Raw genomic sequence first — 18529 nt, 5'->3', positions numbered from 1 at the left:
GTGCTCCCGCGCACCCGGTCACGGGCACTCCGTGACGCTGTCGCCCAGGTCGGCGGTGCAACGGTCGGCATCGGTGCCGCCCTGGACGTAGTCGTTGCCACTGATCTCGTCCACGGCGTTGATGCTGTCCCGGCCGGGGCCGCCTTCGGCGAAGTCGTTCCCCTCGCCGACGACCACCTGGTCGCCACCGCCACCGCCGCTCACCACGTCGTTCCCGGCCGCGCCGTTGATGATGTCGGAGCCGTCACGGCCTTCGATCGAGTCGTTGCCGGTGCCCCCGAAGATCCGGTCCGCGCCACTGGCACCGGTGAGTGTGTCGTTGCCGCCGCCACCGGAGAGGGAGTCCGCCCCTTCGTCGCCCTCCAGGGTGTCGTTGGCGGTTCCGCCCTGCAGACTGTCGTCCCCCGCGCCACCGACGACCGTCACTCCCGGAGCCGCCAGGGACGAGGTGACGCTGTCGTTCTGGTCACCGGCGTTGACGACGAGTTCGGTGAGCGTGCCGGCGGCCGGGCAGACCGCCTCGATGGGGCTGACCGCGGTGCAGCCGCCGAAGGCAGCGACGGTGTCCCCGGTGTCCCGGATCCGGATGGTGTCACCGGCCTGCCACACGGAGATGGTGTTGCCCCGGCCCACGCCCGCGGTGACGGTGACCGATGTGCCGCTCCTGCTGACCAGCGTGCCGGTCGAGCCGGAACCGGGCGGCTGGGCACCGGGCGTTGCGCCCGCCGGGCCGGTGAGGCACAGCGTGCAGCCGAACACCGTGGTGAGGAGCGCAACGGTGCGATGAAGCCCTCTGTTCATACCTGCCTCCTGGAAGTGCGCGGATCGAGAACGATCGGTCGTGCGGAGCTGTGCTCGTGCCTGACCCGTGGTGGTCACCGGGGTGCTGCCACCGCCGTGCGCAGGACCGAGGAGAGGCCCCGGGTGAGCGGCCGTTGCGACTTCGGGCGGGTTGGGCGGGTGCGATGCGCGTCGGTCGTGTGCCGGGTTCCGCGTCCGCGTGGGCAGGGTTCGGCACGGTGCCGCGCGGTGCTGAATTCCGGTCGAACCCCTTGCTGCCGGAGCCGGGAACGGCCGGGCGGAGCGTGTGCACGTTCGGAATGTCCTGGGCGGAATGGCGCCCGTGCGCACCGGACCACGGATCAATGCCGGAACGAAAGGAGAAAAGCGGGACGGACCGGGGGGAGCGTGCGGAGCCCACGTGCGTACGCGGATATGCATGGTGCGGACATGCGTGGCGCGGATATGCATGGTGCGGACATGCGTGGTGCGGACATGCGTGGTGCGGACATGCGTGGTGCGGACGTCCGAGGGTGCGGTGTCGAGCGGTTCCCCTGCTCGGACCTGCACCGCAGTGCTGCGGTCCGACGATCGCGGATGGGCCGTCGCCACGCCGTCCACGGGTCGTGATCGGCGCTGCACGCCGCCCCCATGGCTCGCGCCATGACGGGCGCCGGGCACCGGCTCGGCCAGCCGGGCCCGAGTATGCCGGGTGGCGAACGGAGCGAGGAGACGGTTTACCGCCATTGCGCAGGTGACTCGGTGACGGACCGCCGCCAATTCTTGACGTGCGGGAATGCCGGAAAGAGCCCTGGGCGCCGAGCGAAAGTCCGTGTCGCGGGTGGCGAAATCATGCGGAGAACGTCACCGAACGACCAGCGCACCGGTGGCCGCCCCGCACCGCTCGTCGGCACGTCCACCGGTCCGGCACGAAAACCGGTTGCCCACCCGGCGGTGGACAACCCCAGGATGGACCCCATGAGGACAGGAGTGATCGGTCTGCGGATGGGACTCCATCTCGCGACCTGGTGTCAGGAACTGGGCATGGACGTGGTGGCGGCCTGCGATCACGACCCGGAGCGCCGGGCCGCGGCGGGAGAGCGATTACCGGGCGCGGCCCTGACCGAACGCTGGCAGGACCTGCTGGAACAGCGCCTCGACGGGGTGGTGCTCGCCAACGACTTCGACGCGCACGCGCCGTTGGCCGCCGCGTTCCTCGAGCGGGGCGTGCATGTGCTGTCGGAGTCCGCGGCCTGCACGGACGCCACGGAGGGCCGACGGCTCATCGCGGTGGCGGAGCGGTCCTCGGCGACTTACTCCTTCGCCGAGAACTACGTGCTGCATCCCCATGTGCGCACCCTCCGGAAGGCGGTCGACGGCGGTGAACTGGGCCGGATCAGCATGATCGAGGCCGACTATCTGCACGGCATGTCCCCGGAGGCGGTCACCGCGCTGACCGGCGACCCCACCCACTGGCGAGGCCGGATCGCGCCGACGGCCTACTGCACCCACACCGTTTCCCCGGTCCTGGCGCTCACGGACGCGTGGCCCGTGGAGGTGACGGCGTTCCGGGCCGACGAAGCCGACCCCCGTGCCGCGGTCGTGATGGTGGTACGGCTCTCCACCGGTGCGCTGGCCGTCACCCGGCACGGCTTCCTCCAGGGCGAACCCGACAGCCACTGGAGCTGGCTCTCCGTCCGCGGGACCCGGGCCCTGGCGGAGTCCGTGCGCGGTCAGGGCGAACGGTCCTGGTCGGTGCGGGTCAGGGCGGAGGGGTGGACCCGGCCGGAGGGCCGCACCCACGAGGAGGAGCGCACCCCGCCGGCCCTGTCCCTCGCGGGGCGGACCGTGGAACGCGCGGCGGAGGGCACCGTGCTGCTGCTCCAGGGGTTCCGCGCCACCGTTGAGCAGGGAGCGCCGCCGCTGATCCCCGTGCGCCCCGCCGTCGCCGCGTCACTGGTCGGCGTGGCCGGAGCGGAGTCGTTGCGGGACGGGTCGCGCCCGGTGCGGGTCCCCGATGTCTCCGGTGCCGTCGAAGGGGGGCGGCCCACCTGAGCGGGCCGTGGCGGGACCCCCGCGCGAGCGCCAGGCCCGGCGCGTCCTGGCTCTCCTCGGGTGAGCTCCGGATGCGGCAGCCGACCTCCGAACGGGGCCGTGGTGCTTCGCCCCCGGCACGTCACGCATATCGGGCCGTGATGTCCGAATGCGCCATGCGTGCCGACCGGATCATTCCCCGGCCAAAGGGTTTCATCAGACCTCAAAGCCGGGAAACGGGCATGAGGTGCGCGGGCCGGCCGAGTCGGACCGGATGTCTTGATCGGGATTCACGCAGCCGAAGCGGCCGGTGATCGCGCATGGCGAGCCGAAATCCCCATAACAGGGGATTGTCCTCGCGGGGGCCGGACCATTTGGGACCGCGGTGCCGCTGATGTCGGGAATGGGGAATCCGAAATGATGCCGAGTGGTTATCGAATCGCAGGTGCGGGCCTGGTTTTGCACAGTCGGCTCCGGCTATGTGCAGGGCATGAGCGATACCCGCGAACCCATGCCCGCAAACAGTCCCTATGACGCCTATGACCGAAACCACTCCGGTGCCGGTGCCCATCGGACGGCCTTGATCCTGCACACGATCGGTGATGTGGCCGCAGGCTTCCTGGGGCTGTGGATCCTGCTGTACCTGCTCGAAGCCAACCAGGGAAATGTCTTCGTCGATTTCGTGCACGGAGTGGCCGACTGGCTCGCCTGGTGGTCCCAGGACATTTTCACCATGGAGAGCGAGGGCGTCCGTGTTTTCCTCAACTACGGTCTCCCGGCGGCTCTTTACCTGCTGATCGGCCACGGGATCGCCGCGCGGGTTCGCCGCGTCTGACCCCTGACCTCTCCCGGCCGGCAGAAGGTCCGCGATCGGACCACGCGGAACGATCGCGGACCTCTCGCCCGGCCCCTGTGCGGAAGCCACGGCTGCTTCCCGGACCACCCATTCCTCCGCGCTCTTCCCCGGTCGCGAACCTCAGGATCCCGGGCCTCTCGTGCCCGCCCCGCCGACGAGGAGCCGTCGCCCGAGCCGAGTCACCTCCGCCGGACGGCCGTCGTCCCGCGCCGCAGTCGCCGGACCGCCCTCGCGACCTGCGGAGCCCGGCCGGCGCCGGGCCGCGGACACCTTCTCCTCACCGCCCGGACACCGCCCGTTCCGTGGGTCCGCGCGTCGTCCTGCCGTCGTGCCGCTGTGCACACCACGTCGGCGAGAATCTTGGACCAACCCGGGGGAACGGCAGCCTCCCATCCGCGTTTTCCCTGCCCAGGTGGGGGATGCAAGCAAGCCCCGCCGGGCGGCTCAACTTGACGCGGGAGTCCCGGAGGATCAATCTCCTGACCAAGAGTTCGAGGGAAGCCTCGCAGCTCCGTCGACGCCGCGGCCCCCAACCGGCCGTCGGCGCCCGTCCGTGCACCGTCTCCCCATGTGAAGGTCCCACCAGCGACATGCACCACCCAGCGAGCAGCCCGGTGTGTTCACACCCGCTGCGATTAAGGGTGCCGACGTCGCCCCTCACCCCCGTAGGACCTGTACGTGACCCACCCGCACGAGGAGACCCGTGTCCGACCCCCTGGCCGCGCCCGATGACTCACCCCTGTCGCAGGCCTTCCGCGAGCTGTCCGAAACGATGCGGACGACCCTGGCGAACGCCCTCCGCGACCATGCCGACAGCGAGGCGCCGCTGCTGGAACCGGGTACCGACGCGGACTCCCCGCTGGCCCTCGCCCTGGACGGGCTGTACGAGGCCTACCTCCGGGCCTATGCCACACGGTCGCGCAGCCGGACGTGCCGGCACCTGACCGCGGTCCTGGGGGACACCGTCCGCAACGGGAGCTCCACCCGGTCCCAGGACTTCGACGAGCACGCCGACACCTGCGACAACTGCTCCCGTGCCCGCACCGACATCGTCGCCATCCGCACCGGGGAGTACGCCTTCCTCTCGGCAGTGCTGACGGCGGGCACGGCCGACGGGCCGTCGCGGCGCCCCGCCGAACGGAAGGCCGCCGCCCCGAAGATGTCGTCCCAGCCGGTGGCCCAGGCCAACAGGGCGTGGCCGGTGGGGTGGTTCGGATCCTGGGACGGTGGCCGGCGGTTCCTTCCCGCCACGCCGGCGGGTCTCGCCGCAGTCGTGGCCGTCGCGGTGGTGGTCACCACGGTGGTCGCCGTGGGCGTCACCGTCCACATCCTGACGGACGACACCCCCGCGCCCCCTGAGCCCCTCGCCCGGGAGACCTTTCCCGTTCCCGGGACGACCGTTGCCGCGCCGACCGCCACCCGCACGGTCTCGGTGTCCCCGAGTCCCGCCCCGAGCCGTACCACGGACAAGCCGCGTGAACGCCGGAGCGGCAAGCCGGCCGCTGAGGCCGTCGCTTCCGCCTCCTCCGCCTCGCCGACTGCTCCGGCAGGGTTCCAACTGGTCAACCGGGCGACGGGCCTGTGCGTGGGGATCGTGGGCGCCGCCAAGGACGAGGGCGCCATGATGCAGCTCCAGACGTGCGACACCTACGAGGCGGCGCAGCGCTGGAGCCGTGCCGCGGCGAGCCAGGGCAACACCTACGCACTGCGGAACACGGGCAGCGGAAAGTGCCTCGACGGGACGTCCGGCGGGGGAAACGTCGTCCGTGTGGTCCAGCAGGAGTGCGCTCCCGACGAGGGCCGGCCGTCCCAGCTGTGGACCTTCCAGCCCGAACCGGATTCCTCCGGCTACCGGTTGCTGTTCGTTCCGCAGGTCAGTGACACCGACTATGCCTCGCATCTGTTCGGTCCCGAGGACTGGCACGAGAGCAAGCCGCCGGGGAAGGGTACCTACCTCGCGCACCAGCCGAATTACTACAACTCCGCGAGCTTCGTGTTCACCATGCGCGACGGGGCGTGACCGGTAATCCGGACCCGGTCAATGGGTGACGGGCGAGGCTTCGCAGAAGTGGCGGGGCCTCGCACGCACAGGGCCGGTGCCCCCGTTCCTTCGCGGCGGAGTCGTGGAGAGAGGGCCGGGAGCGCGGTTGCGGCGGCCCGCGATCGGCGCACACTGGAATATGACGGCTTCACCGGAAGGATGACGTCATGGCCACCATTCACCGGCCCACGGAAATCGAAGCCTCCGCCATCGAGGTCTACCGTATCGAGCTCAGCGACGACGAGCAGAAGGAGCTCCTTGCGGACCCGGAGACATTCATCAGGGGCCTTCTGGAACGGGATGGTTACACGGTCAACAGGGTGCTGATCGATACGCGTATCGGGGACGCGGACGGTTGTCCCGGTGGGTCCTACGAATTGGTCCACCTCCTCTCGCCTCCCCACCGGCGCTCCGATCACGCCCTGCGCTGCATTCCTCTCAAGTGACGCCGTGCCTCTCACGTGACACGGAGCCAGGACTCCTTCCTTGCCGGGCGGGCGGGGTGACGGTGCCGCACCTCTTCGGGGTGCGGCACCGCGGTCTGTGGTGATGGCCGGGAATGCGGCGGTACCGGTCCGGGCCGCCGACGATCGCGCCCTGTCGGGCCAGTGGGTGCTGTCGGCCCCGCCAGTCCTGTCGACCCGGTGGGCCCTGCCCGCCCGGTGGGGCCCAGGGGCGTCCGGTGGAGAGACGGCGGTCCGCGTCGCCCGCTGAGGTCCGGCTTCCGAGGAGGCCTGGCCATCCTCCGGTGGGGCGGCTCCCCATGGTGCCGGTCCCGTTGGATGTGCCCCCGTTTCTCACCGTGCCGGTGCCGGGTGTCTCTCGCTGTGTCCCCTGCCCGCGTCACACGGTGCCGCCGGTGCCCGCGCCGTCCCGCAGGTGGCGTATGCGGGGGGTGTTCGCGGACGGCCTGGCCACCGTACGACGGTTCTCTCCGGAAACCCGGCGCCCGGACCCGAAACGGAATCCTCCGTTTCCGGTGGCGTCCCCTGCGGATTCGGTCAGGTGGATTCGGCCAGCCCGGCTGAAACAGTGTGGTTCTCGAGGCCCGGTTTTCGAGATTGCGCATGGAAGTGACAGTTTCGTTGTGCTTCTTGGCTGATGCGTGCCAACATGCTCAAGGTTGTTGATCACTGCTCACCGGACTGCGGGTGCAAGGGGGACATTGGCGTGCGCCACTTCAGGATTCTGGTGGCTGCCAACGGAATTTCCGCGTACGGCAGTTATCTCAATCTGGTGGCGCTGAACGTATTCGTCTACCACCTCACCGAAAGCGCCTTCCTGGCCGGCCTGTTCATGGCGGTCCGGCTGCTGACGAGTGTGGCGTCCGGGTTCGTCAGCGGAGCACTCGTGTCCCGGGTGGACCGCAAACGGTTGATGATCGGCGCCGACCTGTCGCAGGCGACGGCTCTCGTCGCCATGCTGCTGGCGCCCGAGAGCGTGGACCTCGCAGCGCTGTTCGGGCTCGCGCTGATCGCGGGTACGTGCTCGACCCTGTCGCAGGTCGCCCTGCGCAGCAGCATCCCCGAAATCGTCGGAGCGGAGCACCGGGCCAAGGCCAACGCCAGTCTGGTGACGGCCCGTTCGCTCGCCATGATCGCCGGGTTCGCCTCCTCCGGAGTGGTCGTGTCGCAGTGGGGGTACACGGCGGCCTTCGTGCTGGACGCCATCACCTTCACCGTCTCCGCGCTGGTGCTGTCCCTGCTGCCGATCAGGACCCGGGCCGAAGAGGCGGCGCCGGAGGAATCGGGGCCCGCGGAGAGCACCGGAAAGCCGCGGTGGGCCGCCCTGGTCCTGCTGCGGTCCATGCCGCTGGTCGCCCTGATGATCGCCGTCCGCGCTGCCGACGGCCTGGGCTCCTCCTCGCACAACGTCGCGCTGCCGGTCTACTCGGCCGGTCTCGACCCCTCGGACCCGGCCGTCTTCATCAGCCAGTTCTGGGCGACCTGGGCTCTGGGCAACATCGCCGCCCAAGTGGTGCTGGAGCGCTACGTCAAGAAGGCGGGACGCACCCCGGGCGAGCGGGTCTTCGCGCTCGGCGCCTGTGTGATGTCGCTGATGTTCATCCTGGTCTTCTCCGGCCTGCCCACCCCGCTGGCCGTCGCCGTGGCACTGCTCGCCGGAATGGCCGACGGGCTGACGGAGATCGCGTACGTCTCACGGCTGCAGACCACCCCGGACGAGCAACGGGGGCGGCTCTTCGGGCTCTCCGCCTCGGCCGAGAACGCCGGCTTCGGCCTCGGCATGCTGGTGAGTGCCGCCCTGCTGGAGCGCTTCACGCCGTTCCAGGTCGTGGCGGCCTTCCACGGTTCGGCCATCCTTCTCTGTGCGGGGCTCCTCGTCCTCCTGGTCCGGCGCGGTGCCGGACAGCGGCACGGCGCCGCGGATTCCGCCGTGCCGGGGCCCGCGGCGGCGCGCGGTCCGGACGGCAAGCCGCGGACGGCCGAGGCGGCGCCGCGACCGGCCCCCGAGGGCGGCAGACCGCTCCGCGCGTCACGGAGCACAGCGGCGTCCGGGGCGGCCGCGCCACCGGACGGCCGCGGCCCGGACAGCGAACGCACCTGACCCCGACCGGAAAGACCCCACGGTGATGGCACTTCCTGACGACCGGCGTGTGGCCGTGATCGGCCTGTCCTTCCGCTTCCCGGGAGCGGACACCCCGCACGACTTCTGGCGCCTGGTGCGCGGCGGGGAGAACCACATCCGCCGGTTCACCGGGGCGGAACTCGCCGCGGCCGGTGCCACCCCCGAGGACTGCCGGTCACCGGAGTTCGTCGGAGCCAGCGGCGTCCTGGAGGACGTCGCGTCCTTCGACGCGCCGTTCTTCGGGATGAGCGCCCGGGAGGCCACGCTCACCGATCCGCAGCAGCGGATGTTCCTGGAGTGCGCCCACCACGCGCTGGAGAACGCCGGCTACCCCCGGGAACGCGGGGGAGCCCGTACCGGTGTCTTCGCGGCGACCGGCTACCTCCTGTACTCCCTGCACACCTACCTGCTGAACAACGTCCTGCCGGGGCAGACCGGCGACGACTGGGTCACCCGGATGCAGACCACCGTCGGCAACTACGCCGACTTCACCGCCACCCGTACCGCCTTCCGGCTCGGTCTCACCGGCCCGGCCGTCAATGTGCAGACGGCGTGCTCCAGTTCGCTCGTCGCCGTGCAGCTCGCCGCGCAGTCGGTGGTCACCGGGGACTGCGACATCGCGCTCGCCGGCGCCGCCGCGGTCCATGTGCCCCAGGCCCTGGGCTACCGCTATGTGAAGGGGTCGATCCTCTCCAAGAGCGGCCGGTTACGCCCCTTCGACGCCGGGGCGGACGGCACCGTCGGCGGCATGGGGGTCGCAGCGGTGGTCCTCAAGCGGCTGGACCGCGCCCTGGCCGACGGCGACACCGTCCACGGCGTGATCCGCGGCTGGGGCGTCCTCAACGACGGTGCGGACAAGGCCGCGTTCACCGCTCCCACCGTCTCCGGCCAGCGCGCCGCCATCCGCCGGGCACTGGACGTCGCAGGAGTCGGCGCGGAGACGATCGGCTATCTGGAGACCCACGGCACCGGCACGTTCAAGGGCGACCCGATCGAGTTCGAAGGGGCTCTGCTCGCCCACCGGGACGACACCGACCGGTCCGGGTACTGTGCGCTGGGCTCCACCAAGGCCAACATCGGCCACCTCGACGTGTGCTCCGGCCTGGCCAGTCTGATCAAAACGCTGCTGGTGCTCCGGCACGGGGAGATCCCGCCGATGGCGGGCTACGCCCGGCCCAACCCCGCGCTGCCGCTGGACGGCAGCCCCTTCTACATCCCCACCGAGGTCCGCCCCTGGCCGGAGCAGGACGGCCCGCGGCGGGCGGGGGTCACCTCGCTCGGTGTCGGCGGCACCAATGTCCACCTCGTGGTGGAGCAGGCCCCGCCGCCCCCGCCGCGGCCCACCGGCACCGCACCGGCCCCCGGCCTGCTGCTCGTCTCCGGACGGAGCAGGGAAGCACTCGTCGCCAACGCGGCAGCCCTCCGCGACCATGTGCGGGCCCACCCCGGGACGCCCATGGCGGACGTGGTCACGACCGCATCGGCCGGCCGCTCCCACGGACGGCACCGCCTCACGGTCCGCGGAACGGATCCGGCCGCGTTCGCCGACGCGCTGGACGCCTGGCTCGCGGAACCGGACGCGGCGACCGGCACGGAACCGGTACGGCCCACAAGCGGCACACCGGCACGCGCGGTGGCCACGGAGGTTCCGGCCGGCACAGCGCCGGACATCGCCTTCCAGTTCTCCGGTCAAGGCAGCCCCTACCCCGGCATGGCCGCGGACCTGTACGAACGGTTCTCCCCGGTGCGGGACGCCCTCCACTCCTGCGACCGGCTCCACCGGGACCTGTACGGCACGTCGCTGCTCGACCCGCTGCTCGGCACCGTCCGGCCGGGTCAGCGGCCGCTCCCCGACGGGCCGGGCGGGATCTGGGACACCGCGACCGTCCAGCCCGCGCTCTTCGCCCTCCAGTACGCCGTCGTCCGGCTGTGGCGGGCCGCCGGAGTGACGCCCGCCCTGGTGGCGGGGCACAGCGTCGGGGAGTACGCCGCTCTGTGCGCGGCGGGCGCCCTGCCCGTCGAGGACGGGCTGCGCCTGGCGGCCGAGCGCGGCCGGCTGATGCAGCGGCACTGCGCACCGGGCGGGATGGCCGCCGTGCTCGGAGACCGGGAGACGGCGCGGCTGTTCGCCGCCGAGGTACCGGGAATCTCCCTCGCCGTCGTCAACGGGGAGCGCAACCACGTGCTGGCCGGGGACGCCGACGCGGTCGACCGGCTGTGCAAGCTGCTGGCCGACCGGGGGCAGCTCCACGAACGCCTCCCGGTGGACCGGGCCTTCCACACCGACCTGATCGAACCCGTTCTCGAGCCGCTCCGGGCCGTCGCCGCGGGCATCGCCCTGCGGCCCACCACCGTGCCCTTCCTCAGCGGCGTGGACGGCCGGCTCCACCCGGCCGGCTGGACACCGGACGTGGAGTACATCCTCCGGCAGACCCGGGAGCCGGTGCGCTTCGACACCGTGCTCCGGGAGATCGGACACCACGGCCCGGCGGCCGTACTCGAAATCGGCCCGCACACCACCCTGAGCGGGCTGGCCCGCCGTGCCGTCCCCGGCCTCGCCGCGGTACCGACGCTGCGCCGCGGGGCGGGACCGGACGCCCTGTGGGGCGCGGCGGCGGCCCTGCACGGGGCGGGCCGTGACATCGACTGGGAGACATTGCTGGAGGGCTGCGGGGGCCGGCGGATTCCGTTGCCCGGCTACCGGTTCCAGCACAGGACCTACTGGACGGGTCCGGAACCGGTACTCGGCCGGGCCGGGGCAAGTGCAAGGGCAAGCGAGGGGAACGCAGTGGTACAGAACAAGGCATCCGTCGAGCGGGTGCTGCGGCACGTGATCGAGCTGAGCGCGCAGCACCTCGGGTACGAGCAGGACGCCATCTCGGCGACGACCTCCTTCTTCGATCTGGGCGCCGATTCGCTCCAGATGATTCAGGTGCTGCGCGAGCTGGAGGAGACCCACCGGGTCAAGGTGTCGATGCGCGAGCTGTTCGAGGAGGCGAGCACGCCCGGCCTCCTCGCGGAGCTGATCGCCGACCGCACCGGGGACGGCGCCGCCCCGGCCGGGCCAGGGCACGCGACCGCCCGGCCGTCCGGGGAGACCGACGCGCTCTCCGCAGCCCCGCCGGCCCCGCCCGGGGCACCGCTGAACGGGGCGGGCCCGGTGGTTCCGGCCTCTGCCGCGGAGCCCGTTGCTCCTGCCGTCCCGGAATTCGCCGCCTCCGGAGCGTTCGCCGAGCCGGCCGTGCCGGTGGTGTCCGCCGAGCCCGTCGTGCCCGCGGCCCCCGCCGCATACGCCGAACCGGCGGGCGATGCCGACGGATCCGCCGCACCCGTGACCCGGGCCGAGCTGGAGAACCTCGCGCGCCAGCTCCAGCAGCTCACCGGCATCCAGCGCACCATGCTGGTGCAGATCTCCCAGCTGACGCAGCTCATCGCCGAGCGGCAGCCCGCCGTACAGCCGGCCGTGCAGCCCACCGACGGCCAGGTGCAGCGGTGACCGGGCTCGGGCGCATCTCCGCAGCCATCGAGGAGGACCTCGCGGCGATGGCCGAGCAGCTGTCGGCCGCCCTGCCGCAGCCCACTGCGTCGCGGCCCGCCACTGCGCCGCGGCCGACCGCTCCGGCATCCCGGCCGACTGCTCCGACGTCGCGGCCCGGCACCGCCGAGCCGGACCCCGGCACCGCGGTGGCGCAACCGCCCGCCACCGAGCCCGCCGCCCCTGCGCGCGGGCAGCTCGGCCCCCGGATGACGGTCTCCCGTACCTCCGGCATGGCGTCGGAGGGCGCCGGCGGATCCCGCCGGGCCCACGTCGACGACCTCGTCCGCCGCTACACGGCCAGGACCCCCACCTCGAAGAAGCTCGCGGACCGCTACCGGCGGGTCCTCGCCGACAGCCGGGCCGTGGTGGGATTCCGCAGCAGCACCAAGGAGATGCTGTACCCCATCGCGGGCCGGCGGTCCTCCGGTTCCTCGCTCGAGGACGTCGACGGCAACCGCTACGTGGACATCACCATGGGGTTCGGCACCCTGCTCTTCGGCCACGAACCCCCGTTCGTGCGGGAGGCGGTCCGCGAACACCTCGGCCGCGGGATGCAGTTCGGTGCCCGGAACGCCGAGACCGGTGAGGCCGCCGAGCTGCTCGCCGGCCTGACCGGGATGGACCGCGTGGCGTTCGCCAACTCCGGTACGGAGGCCAACGCCGCCGCGATCCGGCTGGCCCGCGCCGCCACCGGCCGCACCCGGATCGTCACCTTCCACGGCGCGTACCACGGCCATGCGGACAACGTCCTGGGCCGCTCCTCGCCGACGGCCGACGGCCGCCTCACCGTCCCCGTCTCCACCGGCATCCCGCGCAGCGCGGTGGCCGACCTGATGGTGCTCGACTACGGCCGTGACAGCAGTCTGGAGGCGATCGAGCGGCATGCCGCCGACATCGCCGCGGTCGTCGTCGAGCCGGTGCAGAGCCGCAACCCCGCCCTGCGGCCGGTCGAATTCGTCCGCCGGCTGCGCGAGGTGACCAGCCGCCACGGCATCGTGCTGCTCTTCGACGAGATGCTCACGGGCTTCCGGCCGGCCCAGCGCGGGGCGCAGGAGCTCTACGGCGTCACCCCCGACCTCGCCACCTACGGCAAGCTGCTCGGCAGCGGCTTCCCGATCGGCGCCATCGCGGGACGGCCGGACATCATGGACGGCATCGACGGCGGCTTCTGGCAGTACGGGGACGACAGCTACCCGGAGCGGGAGACGACCTTCTTCGGCGGCACCTACATCCAGCACCCGGTGTCCATGGTGGCCGCCACGGCCGTCCTCACCGAGCTCCGGCAGCAGGGCCCCGGCCTCCAGGAACGGCTCAACGCCCGCACCGACGCCCTGGCCGCCTCCCTCAACGCCTTCTTCGAGGCGGAGGAGTTCCCGCTGCGGATGCGGCACTTCGGCTCGATGTTCCGCTTCGAGCACCAGGCCGACATGGAGCTGCTCTACCACCATCTGATGCTCCGCGGCGTCTTCGTCTGGGAGTGGCGCAACTTCTTCCTCTCGACGGCACACTCGGACGAGGACGTCGCGTTCCTCGCGGACGCCGTCCGGGAGTCGCTGCGCGAACTCCGCCGGGCCGGCTTCTTCACCGGCACGGGCCGGCGGACCGCCCTTTCGACGGGCGGCAGCGCCCAGCGGCCGGTCACCTCACCCGGCGCCCCTGCAAGCGCGCCTGCTGCCACCGCGTCCCCTGCCACCGCGTCACCTGCCACCGTGGCCGACGCCCCGGTGACCCGTACCGAAGCGGCTCCGGCAGGGACAGCCACGGAGGCGACGGCCCCGGCCGGCACCGGTGTGCCGACGCCTCCGGCCGCCCCGGCCCGCGAACGCGCCCGCACCGTCGCGCTCAACACCGCGGCCGTCCGCACTGCCGCCCCGGTGACCGCCGATGCGGGGACTGCCGACGGCTGGACCGCGGACGGGGGGAGCGCCGTTCCCGAGCGCCCCGCGACCGGCGAACCACCCACCCGCACGACCGACTTCAGCCTCTACTACTTCGGCGACTATCCGGAGGACCACACCTCCCGGCACGGCCGGTACGAGCACATTCTGCGGACCGCCCGCTACGCCGACGAGCACGGCTTCCATGCGCTGTGGATGCCCGAGCGGCACTTCCACGCCTTCGGCGGCCTCTTCCCCAACCCGGCCGTTCTCGCGTCCGCCCTCGCCCGGGAGACCAGCCGCATCCGGCTCAACGCCGGGTCCGTCGTCCTTCCGCTCCACGACCCGATCCGGGTCGCCGAGGAGTGGTCCATGGTCGACAACCTCTCCGGAGGCCGGATCGGCATCGGCTGCGCGAGCGGCTGGCACGCCAACGACTTCGCCTTCTTCCCCGACCGGTACGGGCGCCACAAGGAGACGATGTACGAACAGGTAGCCCAGGTGCGCCGGTTGTGGCGCGGCGACGGAGTGCGGCGCCGGACCGGCGACGGGGACCAGGACATACGGATCTTCCCCGCGCCCGTCCAGGGCACGCCCCCGATGTTCACCGCCGTGGTCGGCAACCCGGACTCCTACCGGCTCGCCGCCCGGCACGACCTGGGCATCGTCACCAACCTCATGGCGCAGAGCGTCGAGCAGCTCGCGGAGAACATCGCGCTCTACCGCCGCACCCGCGCCGAGCACTCCCTCGACCCGGACGCGGGGAGGGTGGCGGTCCTGCTGCACACCTACCTGCACCCCGACCACACGACGGCCCGCACCGAGGCCTACGGCCCGCTGTCCCGCTACATGCGGTCGTCGCTGTCGCTCTTCGGCGGGTTCAGCAACAGCCTCGGCCACCGGGTCGATCTCGCCTCGCTCAGCGAGGACGATCTCGACACGCTGTTCCGGCGCGCCTACGACCGCTACTGCGACCAGCGGGCCCTGATCGGCACCGCGGAGACCGCCGCCCCCGTCGTGACGGCGGTACGCGCCGCCGGAGCCGACGAGATCGCGTCGCTCATCGACTTCGGAGTGGCCCCCGACGCGCTGTACTCCGGCCTGGCGGAGCTGAACACCCTCCGGCGCACCGTCCAGCAGCGGGAGCGGACGGAGCAGCGACCGGACCGGCCGGAGGCCGCGGCCCGGGAGCAGGCGGTGACCGGCGGGCCGTGGCCGACACGCCCCGCACCGCGGCCCGGCTCCGGCACCTCGCCGCAGTCCGGCACCGACGCGGAGTCGGCCCCGGAGCCCAGCGCCGATACGGAGCCGGTCCCGAAGCCCGGCGCCGACAGGGACCCGGTCCCGGTGCCCCACGCCGGAACCGCCGAACGGCCCGGCACCCGCACCGCTCCGCAGCCCGCTGCCGATGCCGCCGCGCGGGCCGACCGCCCCCACGAGGACGACGCACCGCTCTCCAGCGGTCAGCAGCGCATCTGGTTCCTGGAGCGCATGCTGCCGGGCCGGACGGCCTACAACGAGGTGGCCGCGATCGACCTCGCCGGCCCGCTCGACCTCGACGCGCTGCGCAGCGCGCTCGACCGCCTCGTGGCCCGGCACGCGAGTCTCCGCACCGTCTTCCGGGAGACCGGTGGCGAGCCGCGTCAGATCGTGTCGCCGCCTGTCCCGGCCGACTTCGAGGTCCTCGACCGCCGGGGTGACGAGGCCGCGGTCCGCACGGTGCTGACCGCCGAGAGCGCCCGCCGGTTCGACCTCGCACAGGGCCCGCTCTTCGTGGCCCGCCTGGTCGCCACCGCCGACGACCACCACGTCCTCGTCCTCTCCATGCACCACATCGTGGTGGACGCGGCCTCGGCCACCGTCCTCGCCCGGGACCTGTCCGCCTTCTACCGGGCCGCCACGACGGGAACGTCCGACGGCCTTCCCGCCCTCACCCGCCGGTACACCGACCACGTCCGCGCCCGGCTGGCGGAGCAGGACACCCCCGACGTCCGGGCGGACCTCGCGTACTGGACCAAGACCCTGGGCGGCACGCTGCCCGAGACGCAGCTGCCGACCCGCGGGCCCCGCCCCGGGATGATGACCTCCAACGGACGGGCCGTCTTCCGCACCCTCGACGCCGGGCTCTCCGAGCGGCTGCGCGCCCTGGGCCGCACCCACCGCAGCACCCTCTTCATGGTGCTGCTCGCCGGCTACGGGGCCATGCTGAACCGGGTCACCGGCCAGCGGGACATCATCATCGGCAGCCCCGTGTCCGACCGCCCCCGCGGCACGGAGGACCTGGTCGGCTTCTTCGTCAACACCCTCGCCCTGCGCCTCGACCTGAGCGGCGATCCGGACTTCGGCACCCTGCTGCGCCGGGTGCGCGGCGTCGCCCTCGACGCGTACGACCACGCCGCGGTGCCCTTCGAGGACGTGGTCCGGGCTCTCGGCCCCAGCCGGGGAACGGACCGCACCCCCGTGTTCCAGGTGATGGCGGAGTTCGAGAGCGAGGAGCCCTTCCGGTTCGACCTGCCCGGGGTCCGCGCCACCGCTCTGGAGGCCGGCCCCGACAAGGCGCTCACCGATCTGACGGTGTACTTCACCGACCGGGCCGAGGGCATCCGCTGCCACATCGAGTACAACACCGACCTCTTCGACGCCGCGGCGGTCGACGGGTTCTTCGACTGCTTCCACGGCGTCCTCACCGCCGCTGTCGACGCCCCCGACACCCCGCTGTCCCGCCTCACCGCCGCCTCGGGGCCCCGCCCCGTCCCGACAGCCGACGTGGACGACGGCCATCGTGCCGTCGCCGCGACCGAGGACCGTGCCGGGCCGGACTCCGGGTACGTCTCCGAGGGCGACGCCGTCCCCGGCGCCTGGGAGAACGGCCCGGTCCGCACGGTCGACGCGACCACCGTTCACGAGCTGGTGCTCCGCCGCGCCGCGGAGACCCCGTCCCGCACGGCCGTCGTCTCCGACGGCTCGGCGCTCAGCTACGGGCAGTTGGCGGACCGGTCGGCCCGGCTCGCCGCCGCCATCGGGGAAGCGGTGGGGGAGGCCGGGCCGGACGGCGTGGTCGCGCTGTGGCTGCCCCGCTCCCCGGATCTGATCGTCGCCATGCTCGCGGCGCTCCGGGCCGGATACGGCTATCTGGCACTGGACCCGGCGATCGGCAGGGCACGGGCCGAGTCCGTGCTCGCGGGGTGCGCGGTGCGGGCCGTGGTGAGCGACGCGACCCACACCGGCACCGCCCCGCCCGCACCACCGGCCGGCGCGGTGCTGCTCGACATCGCGGACCGGCCCCACAGCGGCACCTCCACCAGCCGTCCGGCCTCCTCGGCCGCCCCCGGCGCGGAGCCGGCGTCCGCAACGGCTTCCGGGCCGTCGGGGAAGAGCGGCGACGCGCTCTGCTACGTCGTGCACACCTCCGGAACGACGGGGCCGCCGAAGGGCGTTGCCGTCACCCACCACAGCGTCGTCAGCCTGTGCCAGTGGTACCGCAGCCGCTTCGGCCTCCGCCCCGGCGACCGCAGCGCGCTGGTGTGCAGCCAGAGCTTCGACGGCGCGGTCCTGGACATCTGGCCGGCCCTGACCACCGGCGCGTCGGTGGCCGTCGCCGACGACCGGACGCGTCTCGACCCGGTCGCCCTGGCCCGCTGGTACGGGGCGTGGCAGGTCACCCACTCCTTCCTGCCGACCGCCCTGGGCGAGGCGCTGACCGGCCTCGGCCCGGACCGCCGGCCGATGAGCCTGCGTCACCTGCTGGTCGGCGGGGACACCCTGCGGAACCGGCCGGCGGCCGGCACACCGTACGAGGTCGTCAACATCTACGGGCCGACCGAGACCACCGTGCTGTGCACCACCGCGACCGTCGCGCCGGAGGGGGAGCAGGGCACGCCCGTCCCGATCGGCCGGCCCGTCGACAACGTCCGGCTGAGCGTCCTCGGGGCCGCGGGGGAGCCCGTACCGGTGGGCACGGTCGGCGAGCTGTACGTCGGCGGGGCGGGCCTGGCGCGCGGCTATCTCGGCCGCCCCGAGGAGACGGAGCGGCGCTTCGTCACCCTCCCGGGGTCGGACGGCCGCTGGTACCGCACCGGCGACCGGGTGCGCTGGACGCCGGGCGGCGTCCTGGAGTTCCACGGGCGCACCGACGACCAGGTGAAGATCCGTGGCTTCCGGGTGGAGCCGGACGAGGTCACACGCATGCTCGCGGAGGTGGCGGAGGTGCGGGAGGCCGTGGTGCTCGCCCGGCGGAACGCCGCGGGCGAGGCGTACCTCGCCGCGTTCGTGGTCCCGGCCGGCACCGCGCCGGAGCGCGAGCACGAACAGCAGCGGTGCGCCGACCGGTTGGCGGACCTGCTCGCCGACCGGCTCCCCGAGTACCTGGTGCCCCGCGCCTGGGCCGTACTGCCGTCGTTGCCCCTCACCGGCCACGGCAAGCTGGACCGCGCGGCCCTGCCCGCCACACCACTGGTGACCGGGCGGCCCGGAGCGGCGGAGCACGCCGAGCGGTCGGTACCGAACGAGCCGACGCCTCCGGCACCGTCACGGGACTCCCTGGAGACCCGGCTGCGGGAGCTGTGGGCCGCCGAGTTCGAGGTCGAGGTGGACGCCATCGGCCCCGATACCTCGTTCTTCGACCTCGGAGGCCACTCGATCACCGCGATCCGCCTGCTCAACAGCGTGTGGGAGGCCCTCGGCACGGAGTACCCGATGGCCCGCTTCTATCAGGAGCCGACGGTACGGGCCATGGCGGCGGAGCTGGCCGGCCCGCAGGACACCGGACGGCCCGCGGAGCCGGAAGCACGCGTCGGAGGCCTGCTGTGAGAACGAGC

Annotated in this window: 9 protein-coding genes; 8 read left to right on the top strand and 1 reads right to left on the bottom strand. The window is 72.7% G+C overall.

Going from position 1 to position 18529, the window contains the following annotated elements; all coding sequences use genetic code 11:
• Positions 1-18: 18 nt before the first annotated feature.
• Positions 19-801, bottom strand: a complete 783-nt coding sequence (locus ACFYYR_RS26525; protein ID WP_388858483.1) for a calcium-binding protein — start codon at positions 799-801, stop codon at positions 19-21.
• Here ACFYYR_RS26525 and ACFYYR_RS26520 point away from each other — a divergent pair.
• From ACFYYR_RS26520 to ACFYYR_RS26485, 8 genes are all read left to right on the top strand, one after another.
• Positions 784-1410, top strand: coding sequence for a pentapeptide repeat-containing protein (locus ACFYYR_RS26520; protein WP_388858480.1), 627 nt, complete (start codon positions 784-786; stop codon positions 1408-1410). The genes ACFYYR_RS26525 and ACFYYR_RS26520 overlap by 18 nt on opposite strands.
• 348 nt (positions 1411-1758) lie before the next feature.
• Positions 1759-2835 carry a Gfo/Idh/MocA family protein gene (locus tag ACFYYR_RS26515; RefSeq protein ID WP_388858477.1) on the top strand — a complete coding sequence of 359 codons (1077 nt, stop codon included), beginning with the start codon at positions 1759-1761 and terminating at the stop codon, positions 2833-2835.
• 490 nt (positions 2836-3325) lie between these two features.
• Positions 3326-3649: a hypothetical protein gene (locus ACFYYR_RS26510; protein WP_388858747.1), complete on the top strand. Its 324-nt coding sequence runs from the start codon at positions 3326-3328 to the stop codon at positions 3647-3649.
• A 724-nt stretch (positions 3650-4373) separates the two neighbouring features.
• Positions 4374-5690 (top strand): RICIN domain-containing protein, encoded by a 1317-nt coding sequence (locus tag ACFYYR_RS26505; RefSeq protein ID WP_388858474.1) that lies wholly within the window; start codon positions 4374-4376, stop codon positions 5688-5690.
• 188 nt (positions 5691-5878) lie between these two features.
• On the top strand, positions 5879-6157 hold the full coding sequence (locus tag ACFYYR_RS26500; protein ID WP_388858471.1) for a hypothetical protein: 279 nt from the start codon (positions 5879-5881) through the stop codon (positions 6155-6157).
• A gap of 724 nt (positions 6158-6881) precedes the next feature.
• On the top strand, positions 6882-8276 hold the full coding sequence (locus ACFYYR_RS26495; protein ID WP_388858468.1) for an MFS transporter: 1395 nt from the start codon (positions 6882-6884) through the stop codon (positions 8274-8276).
• 25 nt (positions 8277-8301) lie between these two features.
• A complete protein-coding gene (locus tag ACFYYR_RS26490; protein WP_388858465.1) occupies positions 8302-11793 on the top strand; it encodes a type I polyketide synthase in 3492 nt (1163 codons plus the stop codon).
• 47 nt (positions 11794-11840) lie between these two features.
• Positions 11841-18521, top strand: a complete 6681-nt coding sequence (locus ACFYYR_RS26485; RefSeq protein ID WP_388858744.1) for a MupA/Atu3671 family FMN-dependent luciferase-like monooxygenase — start codon at positions 11841-11843, stop codon at positions 18519-18521.
• Positions 18522-18529: the final 8 nt, after the last annotated feature.

Origin of the sequence: Streptomyces sp. NPDC001922, from assembly GCF_042891165.1 — a bacterium.
Taxonomy (GTDB): domain Bacteria; phylum Actinomycetota; class Actinomycetes; order Streptomycetales; family Streptomycetaceae; genus Streptomyces.
Note: the sequence above shows the minus strand (reverse complement) of the source record. Positions and strands in the feature narration are given on the sequence as shown.

Excerpts from the sequence above, each read along its gene's own strand:
- ACFYYR_RS26485 (WP_388858744.1), top strand. The coding sequence starts at position 11,841 with ATGGCCGAGCAGCTGTCGGCCGCCCTGCCGCAGCCCACTGCGTCGCGG.
- ACFYYR_RS26510 (WP_388858747.1), top strand. The coding sequence starts at position 3,326 with ATGCCCGCAAACAGTCCCTATGACGCCTATGACCGAAACCACTCCGGT.
- ACFYYR_RS26490 (WP_388858465.1), top strand. The coding sequence starts at position 8,302 with ATGGCACTTCCTGACGACCGGCGTGTGGCCGTGATCGGCCTGTCCTTC.
- ACFYYR_RS26500 (WP_388858471.1), top strand. The coding sequence starts at position 5,879 with ATGGCCACCATTCACCGGCCCACGGAAATCGAAGCCTCCGCCATCGAG.
- ACFYYR_RS26525 (WP_388858483.1), bottom strand. The coding sequence starts at position 801 with ATGAACAGAGGGCTTCATCGCACCGTTGCGCTCCTCACCACGGTGTTC.
- ACFYYR_RS26515 (WP_388858477.1), top strand. The coding sequence starts at position 1,759 with ATGAGGACAGGAGTGATCGGTCTGCGGATGGGACTCCATCTCGCGACC.
- ACFYYR_RS26520 (WP_388858480.1), top strand. The coding sequence starts at position 784 with ATGAAGCCCTCTGTTCATACCTGCCTCCTGGAAGTGCGCGGATCGAGA.